The organism is Glutamicibacter sp. NPDC055354, assembly GCF_053644955.1.
The window spans coordinates 238,162-252,229 of sequence record NZ_JBSHMB010000004.1 but is presented as its reverse complement, the minus strand read 5'-3'; the positions used below and the strand labels follow the sequence as shown (position 1 = coordinate 252,229).

Genomic DNA, 14,068 nt, shown 5'->3' with positions numbered 1-14,068 from the left:
GGCGCGATAGCATGAAGTCATGTCGAAGATTACGATACGCTACTTCGCTGCCGCGGCGGCAGCAGCGGGCTGCGAGCAGGAGAGCTGGGAACGCCCCGATACACTCGCCAGGCTGCGTAGCGAACTGATCGATTCCTACGGACCTGAAATGGCCCAGGTTTTGCGCGCCGGAAGTTTCCTGATCAACGGCGTGGTGCGCCGCGATGCCGGCGAGCTGGGCACTGCCGACGATCTGACCGTGGATGTCCTGCCGCCGTTCGCAGGCGGATAGTCCATGTCCTGCACTCTGGAAAGCCATCGCGCGGAACTTGAAGAGCTGCTGTCCCCGGTCTTCGCCTGCCTGGACAATGAAGTGCTGCCCATCGATAGCCCTGAGGCCAGCGATCGAATCCTCAGCGAGGACCAGTACGCCCTTTTGCCCATCCCTGCGTTCACCAATTCGCAGATGGATGGCTACGCTGCGCGCAGCGCGGATCTGGCAGCAGCCTCGCTCCGCTCCCCCATCGCTTTGCCATTGGGTTTCACGGCTGCTGCCGGCGACCGGCAAATATCCCTGGCTGAAGGCACGGTCAGTCCGGTGATGACCGGTGCGATGATCCCGCTGGGTGCTGACACCGTCATCCCCATCGAGGAAAGCGGCTCTGGCGCTTTCCCGGAATTGGTTCGTGCCGGCTTTGGCACCCCCAGCGGCCACGCGGAATTCTCGGCCCCCAGCGCCGCGGGCCGCTTCATCCGCCCCGCCGGCGGTGATCTCGAAACCGGCGCCTTGGTGGCCAAGGCCGGAACCCGGCTGACCCCGACCATGATTGCTGCACTGGTTTCCAGCGGGCTGCGTGAAGTACCGGTGCGCCGGGCCTTGAAGGTGGCCGTGTGCACTACCGGCGATGAGCTCAGCGATGGGCAGCGTTCCCAGGGCCAGATCCCGGACTCGAATTCCCCTATGCTCGCAGCCTGGCTGCGCCGCTATCAGGTGCAGGTGCGCACCTTGCAGCTGCCCGATGATCCGCAGCGCTTCGCCCTGGCCATCGATGTCTTGCAGGAACAGGTTGACCTGATCGTAACCGTGGGCGGTATCAGCGCCGGAGCTTACGAGGTGGTCCGCCAAGCGCTGTCGCCGCTAGGCGGGGTTTTCCATCATGTGGCCATCCAGCCCGGCGGTCCGCAAGGCTTCGCCCGACTGGCCAAGGCAGCGGTGCTGTGCTTCCCGGGCAACCCGGTCAGTGCCCTGCTGTCGGCAGAACTGTTCCTGGCCCCGCTGCTGCGACAGCTCAATGCCCTGCCAGAGCCCTTGCCCAGGCACTACCCGCTGGCAGCCGATGCCAGTTCCCCCGAGCACAAGCACCAGGTGCGCCGCGCGCTGATCCGCGATGGCCAGGTCACCATCCTGGATCCGGGATCCCACCTGGTCCACGATCTGGCCCGCGCCGATGCGCTGGTGCATATCCCGGTAGGCGTCAGCCAGTTGGCTGCCGGCCAAAGCATCGAAACTTGGAGCATGAATGTCTGAGAAACTCACCCACCTGCGCGAAGACGGCAGCGCCCATATGGTCGATGTCAGCGACAAGGCCGTCACCAAGCGCGTGGCCACCGCAGAAGCCATCTTCGCCACCCGCCCGGATGTTGTCCCGATGCTGATGACCGGGCAGTTGCCCAAGGGCGAGGCGTTGGGCACCGCAAGGGTCGCTGGCATCATGGCGGCCAAGCGCACCTGGGAACTGATTCCGCTGTGCCACCCGCTGCCGATTTCCAAGGTGTCCATTGATTTCACCGCCGAGGAATCCGCGGTGCGCGTCACCGCCCAGGTGACCACCAAGGGCGTCACCGGGGTGGAGATGGAAGCGTTGACCGCGGCCAGCGTTGCGGCTCTGACCCTCTACGACATGGTCAAGGCCGTGGACAAGCACGCCGAGGTCCGCTCGGTGAAGGTTTTGGCGAAGTCCGGCGGCAAGAGCGGTGACTGGGTTCGTGGAGACTAGCCGCATGGCGGCCGTGGTGGTTGCTTCGACCAGCGCCGCAGCAGGCACCGCCGAAGACAAGACCGGTCCGCTGATCACCCGGTGGCTGTCCGAGCGCGGTTTCGAGACCGGCGAGCCGACGGTGGTGGCCGACGGGCAGCCGGTGCGTTTTGCCGTGGATGACCTGCTGGCCAACGACGCGCAGGTCGTGATCGTGACCGGCGGGACCGGGGTCTCACCCGATGACCAGTCCCCCGAAATGGTTGCCCCGCTGCTGGATGTCCAGCTGCCCGGAATCATCGAGGCCATCCGCCGGCGCGGAGAAGCGACCACCGCGCTGTCCATCATTACCCGCGGGGTCGCAGGATTCTCCGGCAACAGCTTCGTCATCACGTTGCCCGGGTCCACCGGCGGAGTGAAAGACGGGCTGGCCGTCCTGGATCCGATCCTGGAGCACCTGCTGGTCCAGCGCAGCGGCGGCACCGGGCACGGCCCGCGGTAAGTTCTCCAGTACCATCATTGATCAGAAAGGCCACCAGGTTGAGCATCGAACCCGGAATTTACCAGCATTTCAAGGGCCAGCGCTACGAGGTGCTGGCCGTGGGGAAGCACAGCGAAACCGAAGAGCCGCTGGTCTTCTACCGCAAGCTCTACGATGACTACAGCTTCTGGGCTCGGCCGCTGGAGATGTTTGCGGAGCACGTTGAACGCGATGGCTACAACGGCCCGCGTTTCGCCAGGATCGCCTAGGGCAAGTTGCAGATTTCCCTGGACCTACTGCGAGTCGGCAACGTTATAGCGTTCCAAGGCTTCGGCAAAGGCCGAGATCTGCTCTTCGCTCCAGCCCTCTAGACGATCGGTTACCGCAGCGCGGTGCACGGCGGCGGAAGCCTGAAGCCGCTCGCGGCCCACGCCAGTCAGTTCCACTACGCGGCCGCGCCCGGATTCCGCATCGTCATAGGCGATATATCCCAAGTCCAGCAGCGTGCCTACCTGCCGGGAGACTGTCGAGCGGTTCAGCGAGAACGCCTCGGCAATGTCGGTGGCCCGGGTTCCGGGAGTATCGGCAATGAAGCGCAGCAGGGAATGCTCCACGAGTGTCAGCGGCTCGGCCAGCTGGCGTGAGCGCGTATTGGCACGTCGGGTAATCATTTGCATGTGATGGAAGATCGATTGGATATCGGCTTCCCGCTGTTCCTTGCCCATGTTCCGAGTCTAGTACGCAGGGCTTTGCCGGGCACTCAATGTTGCATCATGCAACATTAAGCGTATTCTTTAATGCTGATGACTCTCACCGACAACGCCCCGCGCCAATCCTCCGATTCCAAGCATGCCGTCAACCCGGCTGCAAAGAAGTCCCCCGCATCCAAGCCGGCACCGCTGGGCTGGGGAAAGCTGGTGCTGACCATGCTGATCCCGTTCTTCCTGTGCGCAATCATGGGATTGTTCTACCTGGGGGCCTTCCACGCGCCCAGTCCGCACAACGTGCAGGTGGCAGTAGTGGGCGATTCCGCGCAGTCCAAGGTCTTCGCCCAGACCCTGCAGGATGGGTCCGACGGGGCATTGAACGTGCGCACCGTCGCCGATGCGGACCAGGCCCGGAAACTGGTCGAGCAGCGCGAGCTCGTGGCCGCCTACGAAACCAGCGGCGGCACGGCAACGCTTTACAGCTCCAGCGCCGCGTCGGAAACTTCGGCGAATATCGCCCAGAAAGTCTTCTTGGACGTGGCCTACGAACAAGGCCAGCCATTGCGCATCGAAGATGTCGTGCCCACCGGCGAGCAGGACACCACCGGGCAGGGGCTGTTCTTCCTGCTGGTCGCCTTGAGCATTGGCGGCTACGCCAGCGCCGTGCCGCTGGCCGGGTTCATGGGCAAGGTCAAGCTACCCGTGCGCTTCGCCATGGCGGCGGTTGCCGCAGCGGTGGTTGCCACAATCGCGGTGCTGATCGCGGGCCCGGTCTACCGGATCATCGAGGATCATTACGCGGGCATCTGGCTGATTTCCTGGGTTTACGCCGCCGGCATCAGCCTGCTGGGCCTGGGCCTGCATCCACTGCTGCGCCACTGGACCACCCCGACGCTGACCTTGTGCTTCGTCGCACTGAATTTCACCAGTTCCGGCGGGATCTTCCAGCCGCAAATGCAGCCGGGATTCTACGGTGCACTCAATACCTTCTGGAATGGCGCCGGGTGGCTGCACGCAGTGCAGACCCTCGTCTACTTCCCCGGGCAGTCCATCGGCATGGATCTCCTGCGGCTAATCCTCTGGCTGATCCCCGGCATCCTGCTGGTCATCCTGACCCACGCGTGGAGCGTGCGCAAAACCCGCGTGGCCGATGAAAATGCCAGGATCCGGGACGTCGAGGAAACCGTCGCCGCGTAGCGGCACGCGCCGCGTGGATTGCTCCCTGCCAGATGCCGCTCCTAGCTGCGCAAGAGCCAGGAGCGCGCGGAGCCCAAGGCTCGGCGCAGTCCGCTCACCGCGTCATCCATGACCGCGGTTCCCACATCCTGGAAGGACCCCATACCACCGCGGTAGAGTTCCAAGGCCTTCCGGGCAGCCTCTCGCAGCTGCTCTCGGCTTTCAATATTCTCGAAAAGGCCTTCGAGCCAGCGTGCCGCATGGGCGCGTTGCGCGTCATGGTCCTGGGCCGCTGCGAGATGCAGCTTCTCGATCGCCGCGCGGATTCTGCTCAGTGACTGCTCGACATTGTCCATGACACAAGGTTATCCCGGCCGTCGGGCACTGCTGCCCGCCAGCCGCGCTTCAGGACTTGCCCAGCGGTATCAGGTCAAGTTGCGCGGTGATATGGCTGCGGACGTCGTTCAGTTCATCCATGTTGATCCCGTGGGCCAACCCCGGGTAGGTGTGGGCGGTCAGGGTCGAATGCTCGGGCAGGAACTTGGCGGTGCGTTCAATGGCGACCGGGGCAATGACCCGGTCTTCGGTGCCACGGCCCCAGAACACAGTTGGACGCTGCGCGGCGATGATTTCATCGGCTGGCTGGGTGCCGCCTAAGACGAATCCGCCCAGGATCGTGGTGGCCAGCACCCGCTCGGGCCGGGTGCGCAGCAGCTGGCTGGCCATCAACCCGCCCTGGGAGAAACCGATTGGAATGATCTTGGTGGCGGTGTCTACATTTGCATCGATCCAGGCCCAGATCGCCGCGGTGGCCGCTTGCACCGGCGCCGCGTCGGGGACGCCCGGAGTGGTGATCTGGAACCAGGCGGCCCCGCCGTGGCCCAATTCCAGCGGAGCGCGCAGCGAAGCCCAAGGCAGATCCAATCCCAGCGGTTCGGCGAGCGAGCCCAGGTCGTGTTCATTGGAGCCGAAGCCATGCAGGAAGACCAACACGGCACCGGATTCCACGGCGTCATCCCAGTTGGAAGAACGCACTTCGCTCAACAAGTTGCTCATGGCAGGTCAACTCCTCATCAGTTGCCGGTGACGGTGCCCTGGGGAGGAATTGCGGATTTCGCTTCTCCCCGGCAAAACTCAATAGTTCAAGCATACTGCAATTTGTTGAAGATACAAGTAAATTCTGTCACTTAAAATTCGTCATCCCGGCCGTCACATACTCCCGCCAAGGCCCATTCGGAATTTCTGAAGCGATCTACGCCGCGATCGAGTTCACCCCCCGCCAAGAGTCGCGAGGCAGAAGCGCGAACCAGCTGGTCAACAAAGATAATCGCGGGCCGGAATCGACCCCAGCCCAATGCGAAAACTTGTGGATTTCCTTTGGAGGAATCACTGATTCCGGAGGCATCCCGTCCCACTTCACGCAAAAATTTGGCGACAGAATCCACGAATCTCAAACTCAGGATCACGGACCGGGGCATTCGTAAATTCCGCGCAACATGGTCATTAACGCTTGAGAACCACACTCTGGACCAGACTGCGGTTCTCAAGTTCACATTATATTATTCCGGATTCATAAACGGCGCTGAATCTTGTCGCCGTGATTTGAGAATTCACCGGTAGGAGCGAGTGATGATTATCCGATATTCATCGCCCAGGGCTTCCACGAGTTGCCGCCGGAGCACTTCACCTTCGGCCCAGTGAACCGAACTTAGATCTTGCTCTGTCCAGCCAGCAACTTCGTCATACTTATCGATAAATCTTTGATTCCATTGAATCAAACGATTCGCAATGTCCTCGGGAACCATCGGAAGTGGATCACCGCTAAAATATCCTTGTTCATAGGGCATTTCAATGGGCAAAATGTTCGTCCACTGGGGAACGATCATGAGAGTTTTCGTCATGCGTTATCTCCTCACCTGCACGCCGGCTTAGAACTTGGATAAGACGTTATAACCAACTTGTTCGTTTTCGAAATAACGACGGTCGGGTTGAAAGTTACCTTTTTTGTACGTTTGGCATTCGTAAGCACAATCGGTGCGCTATAACAGAGCTTTCCGCCGCCCGCATTGCGAATCATCGCAGGATTTTTCAGAATGCTGCGCGTTGCGTAATCCATAAAATCATCCCAACGCCCATATCCTCCCACAGAACCAATACGCTTGGCCCACTCATATGCATGTCGAGACTTTATGTGCAAGTATCCAGAGGTGCTAGACGTTCCACACTTCAGATTAACTTTTCCGCCAGCAAACGCACTATAGCCCTTAGCTGTGTAAGAAGTTACATTCCAACCTCTATTACGAGAGACGTTACAATTGAAGCTGTCTATCGCGCCCAGTAGCGCTGGATTTGCTACCTGAAGTCCGCTTGGCGACTCTGCATCTGAAGCTGGCGGGAAAATCAGCGAACTGTGCTCGTTCAATTGTTCCACCGATATTTCCGTGATCGTCGAATCTGTCGTTACCACAGTGTTTAGCGGTTGCGCATTTGCAACGACCGTTGAAGACATTGCAAGTCCCACAACGGCAATGACTGCCAAAATCTGCCTAAACTTCACTTTGCTTTGTCCTTTGATAGTCGATTTTTCTACTAACGATGGTAATCATAACTCACTTGGATTATTGAAATTACGTTTGGAAGAAATATTTTCAATTAGTTCGACAGCCGTAGGCAGCCGCACGCCAGTAATTTGAGACTAGAACCTTGCATAAACTCGCAAAGGGCAAGTCCAAGCTCTTGAGCTTGCATGCGCCGGCCAGCCAACCGCTCACACGGGATGCTGTGTGTACCTTGTCTTTTCTGGGCACCGCACGCGGCTGATACCCGCCGTCGTATTCTAGATCCGTTTCTTTCCTGTCAAGGACGGGCAACCATGCCCGCTTAGGTCAGCGCCTCCGCCATAGATCCACAGGCCCACCCCGGCGTCAAAGACTGGCAAACTGCCGACTCACTCTTTGTCGACCAATGGTGGGAATCTGCCTGGCCACTGCCGGATTTTATTGCTGCGGGTGTCACTGCAGATGCAACGCCGGTGCACGCTTGCTGTTTTAACCAAGGCGAACAGGAAGTGCGCAACGCCCTGGACAGCGAGCGTTTCCGGGGTAAGCTGGCCATGCTGGACCAGTTGCCGTCCGTCATTCGGGCCTCAAAATCAGAACAGCGCCCGGCCGCCGGTGAGGCCGAAAGGCTGCTGAGCGCGTCGATCCGCTCCCTGGAAGACGCCCACCACGACTCCGGCGAGGCCGCCGCGGGAGCCGTCCGCGACGAGGCACTGCACCAGGAGCGCAAGGCAGCCAAGGCACTGATGCATCTGGCCGAGTCCCTGGCCTACGGAGGGCTTGATGGCGCCGGTGCGCTGCTGCGGCACGTGCGCAAGCTACAGAGAATCCTAGGCCGGCACCAGGACAGCGCGATGCTGCGAACTTACCTGGACTCGGTTGCCCAACGGGACGATTCCTCCCTCAAGCTGCTCAAGGCCTGCTGCAAGATGCTGGACGCCGAAGAAGCCATCTCCGCCGCCGTGGTCCGCGATTATTCCAAAACCTGGCATGATGCTCAGCTCTCTGGCCTGGCCGCACTTCGAGACTAGGCAGGCGAGCATGGAGATCCTTCCAGCCGGGATCCGCGCGAATCCCGTCAATAAGCGCTGGCCTGCGCGGCTCGCTTCATGGCAAGCTGAAATCGAGCGCTGCTGAAGAGGTCAGCGGCCTATGGGAAGGGGCATCCCATGATTTTCGACCCGTCCAGGACCGCAGTGGTGTCCATCCACAACCAGGGGGACATCATCGGGCCCAATGGCGCCTTCGCGGACATGTTCCACGAGCAGATCACCCGCCGGAACGTGGTGGGCCAACTGGCCGGGCTGCTGGAGCAGGCCCGCACGGCCGGCGCCCCCATCATCTACACCCGCATCGCCTTCGCACCGGACTATAGCGATCTGGTGCCCAATTCCCCGCTGCTGCAGATGGTGCAGCAGGCAGGCTGCCTGGTGGACGGCACCGAATCGGCGGCCATCATTCCGCCGCTGATCCCGAGCCCCGGCGATGCTGTCATCACCAACCAGCAGGTCGGCGGCTTAGGCACGGAACTGGCTGAATTGCTCCGATCCCGCAACATCGGCACCCTGCTGATCGCCGGGGTAGCCACCAATATCTCGGTGGAAAGCACGGCCCGGGCTGCTGTGGACCACGGCTACCGGGTGGCGATCGTGGAAGATGCGTGCTCGGCGGCCACCGAAGCGGCCCATGCAGCGAGCATCGAGTCACTCGGGCTGCTCGCCACGATCCTCACGTGCGACGAAATCCAGTGGGATCCGGCCGTCGCGTGATCCCCTGCGTGTGCTAGCGGCTAGAGGCCAGCGCCTCGCGCACCTGCTGCGCGGCCTCGAAAAGCCGCGGCAGCACCGCTTGGGCTGCCTCCTGCGCGCTGTCGCTGGTATTCGGACGCACGCTCATCGACACGTTCATCGCGGCGACCACGGTGCCATCGGCACTGAATACCGGCACCGCCACCGAGCGCAGGCCGATCTCCAATTCCTGGTCCACCACGGCATAGCCCTGGGTACGGATCCGATGAAGTTCAACGCGTAGCTGATCCGGGCCATCGATCCCCAGCCCGGTCATTGAATGCACGCCGGCGGCGATCACCGCCTCGCTGATTTCTTCGGGCTGGTAGGCCAGCAACACCCGGCCCATGGAGGTGTTGGCCGCCGGGAAGCGGGTGCCCACCGAAATGCCCACGCGCATGATCGAACGGGTATGCACCCGGGCGATGTAGACGATCTGCGATCCGTCCAGGATGGAAGCGGAGGCCGATTCATGCACAGCAGCCGAGAGTTCCTCAAGCACCGGTTCGATCAGCTGCGGCAAGGTGGCGCTGGACAGGTACGAGTACCCCAGCTGCAGGACCTTGCTGGTCAGCTCGAAATGCTTGCCGTCGGTGCGCACATAGCCCAGCTCCACCAGGGTCAGCAGGAACCGCCGGGCGGTGGCCCGGGACAGGGCAGTGCGTGCGGCGACCTCGGAGAGGGTCATTGACGCGTGATCGGCATCGAAGCTGCTGATGACCGCCAAGCCGCGGGCCAGGGACTGGACCGATGTGGTTGTTGCTGCCTGCTCGCTCACCGTGCTCCTTGCGCGCTGGAAATGATTGCGGGGTGCACTTCCGGGACTCGGATGCGCACCCCACTAATCTACTGGGTCTTCTAGGCCTGGGTCAGTTCCACCGGGACCTTGGCGGCCAGCTCCTCGAAGCTGATGCCATGGGTGGAGCGCACGAAGACCTTGGCATCGCGCAGCTCGAAGACGGCCACTTCGGTGTAGATCCGCGAGACGCAGCCCAGCCCGGTGACCGGATAGCTCAGCGTTTCAACCAGCTTGGATTCCCCGGCCTTGGTGAACAAGCTCATCATCACCCAGGTCGCCTTGGCGCCGATAGCCAGGTCCATGGCGCCGCCCACAGCAGGGATGGCACCTTCGGCACCGGTGTGCCAGTTGGCCAAATCGCCATCCTTGGAGATCTGGAAGGCACCGAGCACGCATACATCCAGGTGGCCGCCGCGCATCATCGCGAAGGAATCCGCGTGGTGGAAGAAGGAGGCGCCGGGCAGCTGCGTGACCGGGATCTTGCCTGCATTGATCAGATCCGGGTCGATGTCCTCGCCGGTGGCGACCGGGCCCATGCCCAGCATGCCGTTCTCGGTGTGCAGGGTGACGCCCTGTTCCTTGGTGAGGTAGTTCGAGACGTTGGTCGGCTGGCCGATTCCCAGGTTCACGAATGCTCCGGCCGGGATGTCCGCGGCAACGAGCTGCGCCATTTCATCGCGGGTGAGCTTTGCTTCGGTGGTGGTCATTGCGCTCATTACTTTTCCCCTCCCAGTTCCACCACGGTATCCACGAAGATGCCCGGGGTGATGACGTTTTCCGGATCGATGGAACCGGCCTGGACGACCTCGTCCACCTGCACGATGGCCGACTTGGCCGCGGTGGCCATGATCGGGCCGAAGTTCCGCGCGGTCTTGCGGTACACCAGGTTGCCCAGCATGTCGGCCTTCAGTGCCTTGATCAGCGCGAAATCGGCGTGGATCGGGGTTTCCAGCACATAGCCCTTGCCATCGATCACGCGGGTTTCCTTGCCCTCGGCCAGCAGCGTGCCGTAGCCGGTGGGGGTGAAGAACCCGCCGATGCCGGCGCCGGCGGCGCGGATGCGCTCGGCCAGGTTGCCCTGCGGAACCAGCTCCAGCTCGATTTCCCCGGCCCGGTAGGCCTCATCGAAGTGCCAGGAGTCGGACTGGCGCGGGAAGGAGCAGATGATCTTCTTGACCCGGCGTTCCTTGATCAGCAGGGCCAGGCCGGCGTCGGCCTGCCCGGCGTTGTTGTTCACGACCGTCAGGTCCTTCGCGCCGCAGTCCATGAGCGCGTTGATCAGTTCCATCGGCTGGCCGGCGTTGCCGAAGCCGCCGATCAGGACGGTGGCGCCGTCGGTGATCTCGGCGACGGCGTCCGCGGCCGAGGTGGCAATGCGTGGTGCCATGATGCTGCCTTTCTATAAGCTACTTGGTTGCGTTCACGTTTTCGACGACGACGGCCAGGCCCTGGCCGACGCCGATGCAGATCGCGGCGAGCCCGTAGCGCTCGCCGGATTCTGCCAGGCGGCGGGCGACGGTGCCCAGGATGCGCAGGCCCGAGGCTCCCAGCGGGTGGCCGATGGAGATGGCCCCGCCCCAGGCATTGACGATGGCCGGGTCGATATCCCAGGCCCGGATGCAGGCCAGGGACTGGGCCGCGAATGCCTCGTTCAGCTCGACCGCGGCGATATCCGACCACTTCAGGCCGGCCTTGGCCAGAGCCTTGTTGGCGGCTTCCACCGGGGCGAAGCCGAAGAACTGCGGATCCAGCGCGGCAGCGCCGTTGGAGACGATGCGGGCGATCGGATCGGCACCCAGCAATTCGCCGCCGCGCTCGGAACCGATGAAGGCCGCCGAGGCGCCGTCGCTCATCGGCGAGGCGTTGCCAGCGGTCACCGTGGCATTCTCCCCGGTGCGGAACACGGTGCGCAGCTTGGAGAGGGTCTGGGCAGTGGAATCGGCACGGATGGTTTCGTCGCGGGTGACTTCGGTGCCGCGCTTGTTCGCCGGCGGAACCGGAACTACCAAGTTGTCGTACTTTCCGGCCTCCCAGGCGGCCGCGGCTTGCTGGTGCGATGCCGCGGAGAATTCATCCTGGTCTTCGCGGGAGATGCCGTGCTTCTCGCGCAGCTGCTCGGTGGCCTCGCCCAGCGATACCGTCCATTCCCCCGGCATGGCCGGGTTGACCAGGCGCCAGCCCAGGGTGGTGTTGGCCAGTTCCAGATTGCTCATCGGGAAAGGACGCTCGGTCTTGGGAAGCACCCATGGAGCACGGCTCATCGATTCGACGCCGCCAACCAGGACCAGGTCCGCGTCGCCGGTGGCGATCTGGCGGGAAGCCGCGATCGAGGCATCCAGCGAGGAGCCGCACAGGCGGTTCATCGTGGTGCCCGGCAGCGAGGTCGGCAACCCGGCGAGCAGGGTGGCCATGCGGGCCACATTGCGGTTTTCCTCGCCGGCGCCGTTGGCGTTGCCGAAGATCGACTCGTCGATATCCGCGACATCCAGCTGCGGCGCCCGGGCGACCAGCTCGCGCACCACGTGGGCGGCCAGGTCATCGGGGCGGTGGCTGGACAGCGCGCCGCCGATCTTGCCGAAGGGGGTGCGGATTGCGTCGTATAGGTAGGCCTGCTGCATCGTCTCACTGCTCCATCGCTGCGGTCTGTTCACATCGTGAACTTATGTTCGTAGAATGAACTTTAGCAGCTGATGTCCGTAGCTTCAATAGATTTCTGTTGCGGTCCACCCGGTTCCCCGCACAAAAATGCCCCGGCTGCCGAAGCAGCCAGGGCACTCTCCAAGGCGAATATTGCTATTGCGCGTTAACCGCGACATTCAGCGGCTGCCATCCGGAAGACTCGTCGAACGCCGGGTCCTGCACAGCTAGCGAGCAAATGGATCCAATGAAGTTTCCATCCTCGTCATAAGCGATCTCATCCCAATTTTCTTCAAAATCCATGCAGGAAACCGGCTCAATTTCGCTGGTCGCCTTTCCATCTGCACCGAGGACTTGGCCAACGGCTCGCTCTATTCCAAAGCTGGCAAACACAACCTTGGGCTCGCCCGGCGATGCTCGATACTTGTCCAGGGTGCTCATGGTTTCAATAACCCTGAATTCGCCTTCGTCAATGCTTCCGCCATTGGCATAGGCCTGGTCGGTCTGGGCGATTAGCTCCTGGCACAAGGTGCAGTCCGCTGCCGAGAAGCCCTTGAGTGCGGCGGTGTCACCGCTCGCCACCGCATAGTTCAGCAGCTGTACCCAATACTCCACGGCACCTTCCAGCCCTTCCTCGGATTTCTCGCTGAGGACCGCCGGGCGCTGCGGAACTTCGGCATTTTGCTCCGTGGAGCTCGGCGCAGGCGACACCGTGCCAGCAGAAGGATCACCGGCCCCTCCCTGGGATGCACTGACGCAACCGCTGGCTGCCAGCGTCAGTGCAGCTATCAAAGCTGCAAGCTTCACTTGATGATTCCGAACCATTGCCGCCGCCTTCTTGGAGTTTATTCCGCGTTCGAAAACGACCTTACATCAAGCATTTCGATAATACGACCACTATTCAAATAACGTTTTCGCTACTCTTTTCAATGAAAATCGCTGGAAAAATTCCACGTTAACTCTGGATGAACAAGGGAAATTCGGCGCGATAGCGAACCCTGCTTGCACTAAAGCGCAGAGCCACTCACCTGGATGCAGGAGAAGCGAAGCAGCCACTGCCCTAAAATAGTTCCATGGCCAATTCGCCCAGTGGGGACTCTATGCTGGACCGCTTGGTTCGGATCCTGAATTCTTTTGATCTCAACAATCAGTCGCTCAGCGTCAGCAGCCTGGCCCGGCGTGCCGACATCCCCAAAGCAACCATGTACAGGTTGCTCGATGAATTGGTATCCCATGACTTGCTGGCGCGAGACGGATCTGGCCAGGTGCGGCTGGGTTTGCGCCTTTGGGAATTAGCCAATCGAAGCGCTGCCACCCAGGACCTTCGCACCGCGGCATTGCCGTTCATGGAGGACATCAACCAGCTGCTGGGGCAAAATACCCAGCTCTCGGTACTGCACCAGGACGAGGTGCTGATCATCGAGCGTCTCTCGCGGCCGGGCTCCGTTGTCAATCAGGCGAATGTCGCCGGACGCATGCCTGTGCACCGAACCTCGATGGGCATGGCACTTTTGGCCTTTTCACGGCCGGAAACCATTCACGGGTTCCTGGAACGCCACCACGAACTGATGACCGCCACCCATCCTGAACTCCGCGCAGAAATGGCGGAAATCCGACGCAACGGATTCGCCTCGTTCGACGGATTCATCGACCCGGAAACCACCGGTGCCGCCGCCCCGATCCTCGACGAGGCAGGCTATCAGGTTGCCGTAATCTCGGTGGTTGTCCCCCGCGACTCTGGAACACTGCAGTCCGCAGCCCTGGCGCTACGCACCGCAGCCCGGGGCATCGCTCGCGCACTGCGCCTCGACAACATCTAGCGACCAGAAATTGCAAGGCCAGCACCCTGTTGCGCTTGACCGGTGCGGCATAGATACGCAACCCATTTTTCCCATTCATTGAGAATGCGCCTGTCTGCCGGGTCACATGCACCGCATCCTGATGGAAGTTCTTCTTACTTCCTTAGAC

At 61.7% G+C, this 14,068-nt stretch carries 19 protein-coding genes; 9 read left to right on the top strand and 10 right to left on the bottom strand.

Features of this window, described 5'->3' with window-relative positions; all coding sequences use genetic code 11:
• Positions 1-19: 19 nt before the first annotated feature.
• From ACWICV_RS16250 to ACWICV_RS16230, 5 genes are read left to right on the top strand one after another with little or no spacing between them, the layout of a single operon-like run.
• Entirely contained in the window at positions 20-271 is a 252-nt protein-coding gene (locus tag ACWICV_RS16250; RefSeq protein ID WP_105658553.1) for a MoaD/ThiS family protein, read from the top strand.
• 3 nt (positions 272-274) lie between these two features.
• A complete protein-coding gene (locus ACWICV_RS16245) occupies positions 275-1,507 on the top strand; it encodes a molybdopterin molybdotransferase MoeA (RefSeq protein ID WP_454091341.1) in 1,233 nt (410 codons plus the stop codon).
• Positions 1,500-1,976: a cyclic pyranopterin monophosphate synthase MoaC gene (moaC, locus tag ACWICV_RS16240; protein ID WP_332487502.1), complete on the top strand. Its 477-nt coding sequence runs from the start codon at positions 1,500-1,502 to the stop codon at positions 1,974-1,976. Before ACWICV_RS16245 ends, moaC begins: the two co-directional genes overlap by 8 nt.
• Positions 1,977-1,980: 4 nt before the next feature.
• The gene (locus ACWICV_RS16235; protein ID WP_286134334.1) at positions 1,981-2,457 is read left to right on the top strand and encodes a MogA/MoaB family molybdenum cofactor biosynthesis protein; all 477 of its coding nucleotides are present in this window, start codon (positions 1,981-1,983) and stop codon (positions 2,455-2,457) included.
• Between the two features lie 38 nt (positions 2,458-2,495).
• Complete coding sequence (locus ACWICV_RS16230) at positions 2,496-2,705, top strand: DUF1653 domain-containing protein (RefSeq protein ID WP_013347838.1); 210 nt, start codon at positions 2,496-2,498, stop codon at positions 2,703-2,705.
• Positions 2,706-2,729: 24 nt separating this feature from the next.
• On the opposite strand, the gene ACWICV_RS16225 is transcribed toward ACWICV_RS16230, so the two are convergent.
• Entirely contained in the window at positions 2,730-3,161 is a 432-nt protein-coding gene (locus tag ACWICV_RS16225; protein WP_133834408.1) for a MarR family winged helix-turn-helix transcriptional regulator, read from the bottom strand.
• A gap of 78 nt (positions 3,162-3,239) precedes the next feature.
• On the opposite strand from ACWICV_RS16225, the gene ACWICV_RS16220 reads away from it, so the two are divergent.
• Positions 3,240-4,340, top strand: a complete 1,101-nt coding sequence (locus ACWICV_RS16220) for a hypothetical protein (protein ID WP_402473655.1) — start codon at positions 3,240-3,242, stop codon at positions 4,338-4,340.
• 41 nt (positions 4,341-4,381) lie between these two features.
• Here the strand turns inward: ACWICV_RS16220 and ACWICV_RS16215 are convergent, their stop codons facing one another.
• From ACWICV_RS16215 to ACWICV_RS16200, 4 genes are all read right to left on the bottom strand, one after another.
• Positions 4,382-4,675, bottom strand: a complete 294-nt coding sequence (locus tag ACWICV_RS16215) for a DUF6966 domain-containing protein (protein WP_133834406.1) — start codon at positions 4,673-4,675, stop codon at positions 4,382-4,384.
• A gap of 49 nt (positions 4,676-4,724) precedes the next feature.
• The gene (locus ACWICV_RS16210) at positions 4,725-5,375 is read right to left on the bottom strand and encodes an alpha/beta hydrolase (RefSeq protein ID WP_402697351.1); all 651 of its coding nucleotides are present in this window, start codon (positions 5,373-5,375) and stop codon (positions 4,725-4,727) included.
• A 554-nt stretch (positions 5,376-5,929) separates the two neighbouring features.
• Positions 5,930-6,220 (bottom strand): hypothetical protein, encoded by a 291-nt coding sequence (locus ACWICV_RS16205; protein WP_332487489.1) that lies wholly within the window; start codon positions 6,218-6,220, stop codon positions 5,930-5,932.
• A gap of 11 nt (positions 6,221-6,231) precedes the next feature.
• The gene (locus ACWICV_RS16200; RefSeq protein ID WP_454091340.1) at positions 6,232-6,876 is read right to left on the bottom strand and encodes a hypothetical protein; all 645 of its coding nucleotides are present in this window, start codon (positions 6,874-6,876) and stop codon (positions 6,232-6,234) included.
• 510 nt (positions 6,877-7,386) lie between these two features.
• On the opposite strand from ACWICV_RS16200, the gene ACWICV_RS16195 reads away from it, so the two are divergent.
• Positions 7,387-7,908: a CHAD domain-containing protein gene (locus tag ACWICV_RS16195; RefSeq protein WP_402473657.1), complete on the top strand. Its 522-nt coding sequence runs from the start codon at positions 7,387-7,389 to the stop codon at positions 7,906-7,908.
• Positions 7,909-8,046: 138 nt separating this feature from the next.
• The gene (locus ACWICV_RS16190; protein WP_402697349.1) at positions 8,047-8,646 is read left to right on the top strand and encodes a cysteine hydrolase family protein; all 600 of its coding nucleotides are present in this window, start codon (positions 8,047-8,049) and stop codon (positions 8,644-8,646) included.
• A 13-nt stretch (positions 8,647-8,659) separates the two neighbouring features.
• Here the strand turns inward: ACWICV_RS16190 and ACWICV_RS16185 are convergent, their stop codons facing one another.
• The 5 genes from ACWICV_RS16185 to ACWICV_RS16165 all read right to left on the bottom strand — a co-directional run bounded on the left by ACWICV_RS16185 (position 8,660) and on the right by ACWICV_RS16165 (position 12,907).
• A complete protein-coding gene (locus ACWICV_RS16185; RefSeq protein ID WP_454091339.1) occupies positions 8,660-9,442 on the bottom strand; it encodes an IclR family transcriptional regulator domain-containing protein in 783 nt (260 codons plus the stop codon).
• An 80-nt stretch (positions 9,443-9,522) separates the two neighbouring features.
• Positions 9,523-10,179, bottom strand: a complete 657-nt coding sequence (locus tag ACWICV_RS16180; protein ID WP_105658562.1) for a 3-oxoacid CoA-transferase subunit B — start codon at positions 10,177-10,179, stop codon at positions 9,523-9,525.
• Positions 10,179-10,850: a 3-oxoacid CoA-transferase subunit A gene (locus ACWICV_RS16175; RefSeq protein WP_402473660.1), complete on the bottom strand. Its 672-nt coding sequence runs from the start codon at positions 10,848-10,850 to the stop codon at positions 10,179-10,181. Before ACWICV_RS16175 ends, ACWICV_RS16180 begins: the two co-directional genes overlap by 1 nt.
• 19 nt (positions 10,851-10,869) lie before the next feature.
• Entirely contained in the window at positions 10,870-12,081 is a 1,212-nt protein-coding gene (locus tag ACWICV_RS16170; protein ID WP_402473661.1) for a thiolase family protein, read from the bottom strand.
• A gap of 175 nt (positions 12,082-12,256) precedes the next feature.
• Entirely contained in the window at positions 12,257-12,907 is a 651-nt protein-coding gene (locus ACWICV_RS16165) for a DUF6318 family protein (protein WP_454091338.1), read from the bottom strand.
• A 266-nt stretch (positions 12,908-13,173) separates the two neighbouring features.
• Between ACWICV_RS16165 and ACWICV_RS16160 the strand changes: the two genes are divergently transcribed.
• Entirely contained in the window at positions 13,174-13,920 is a 747-nt protein-coding gene (locus ACWICV_RS16160; RefSeq protein WP_365943068.1) for an IclR family transcriptional regulator, read from the top strand.
• The last annotated feature ends 148 nt before the right edge of the window (positions 13,921-14,068 follow it).

Bases quoted from the DNA above. Each gene is read 5' to 3' on its own strand.
- moaC (WP_332487502.1), top strand. From the start codon at position 1,500: ATGTCTGAGAAACTCACCCACCTGCGCGAAGACGGCAGCGCCCATATG.
- ACWICV_RS16215 (WP_133834406.1), bottom strand. From the start codon at position 4,675: ATGGACAATGTCGAGCAGTCACTGAGCAGAATCCGCGCGGCGATCGAG.
- ACWICV_RS16175 (WP_402473660.1), bottom strand. From the start codon at position 10,850: ATGGCACCACGCATTGCCACCTCGGCCGCGGACGCCGTCGCCGAGATC.
- ACWICV_RS16225 (WP_133834408.1), bottom strand. From the start codon at position 3,161: ATGGGCAAGGAACAGCGGGAAGCCGATATCCAATCGATCTTCCATCAC.
- ACWICV_RS16180 (WP_105658562.1), bottom strand. From the start codon at position 10,179: ATGAGCGCAATGACCACCACCGAAGCAAAGCTCACCCGCGATGAAATG.
- ACWICV_RS16160 (WP_365943068.1), top strand. From the start codon at position 13,174: ATGGCCAATTCGCCCAGTGGGGACTCTATGCTGGACCGCTTGGTTCGG.
- ACWICV_RS16220 (WP_402473655.1), top strand. From the start codon at position 3,240: ATGACTCTCACCGACAACGCCCCGCGCCAATCCTCCGATTCCAAGCAT.
- ACWICV_RS16210 (WP_402697351.1), bottom strand. From the start codon at position 5,375: ATGAGCAACTTGTTGAGCGAAGTGCGTTCTTCCAACTGGGATGACGCC.
- ACWICV_RS16235 (WP_286134334.1), top strand. From the start codon at position 1,981: ATGGCGGCCGTGGTGGTTGCTTCGACCAGCGCCGCAGCAGGCACCGCC.
- ACWICV_RS16245 (WP_454091341.1), top strand. From the start codon at position 275: ATGTCCTGCACTCTGGAAAGCCATCGCGCGGAACTTGAAGAGCTGCTG.
- ACWICV_RS16190 (WP_402697349.1), top strand. From the start codon at position 8,047: ATGATTTTCGACCCGTCCAGGACCGCAGTGGTGTCCATCCACAACCAG.
- ACWICV_RS16250 (WP_105658553.1), top strand. From the start codon at position 20: ATGTCGAAGATTACGATACGCTACTTCGCTGCCGCGGCGGCAGCAGCG.
- ACWICV_RS16170 (WP_402473661.1), bottom strand. From the start codon at position 12,081: ATGCAGCAGGCCTACCTATACGACGCAATCCGCACCCCCTTCGGCAAG.
- ACWICV_RS16205 (WP_332487489.1), bottom strand. From the start codon at position 6,220: ATGACGAAAACTCTCATGATCGTTCCCCAGTGGACGAACATTTTGCCC.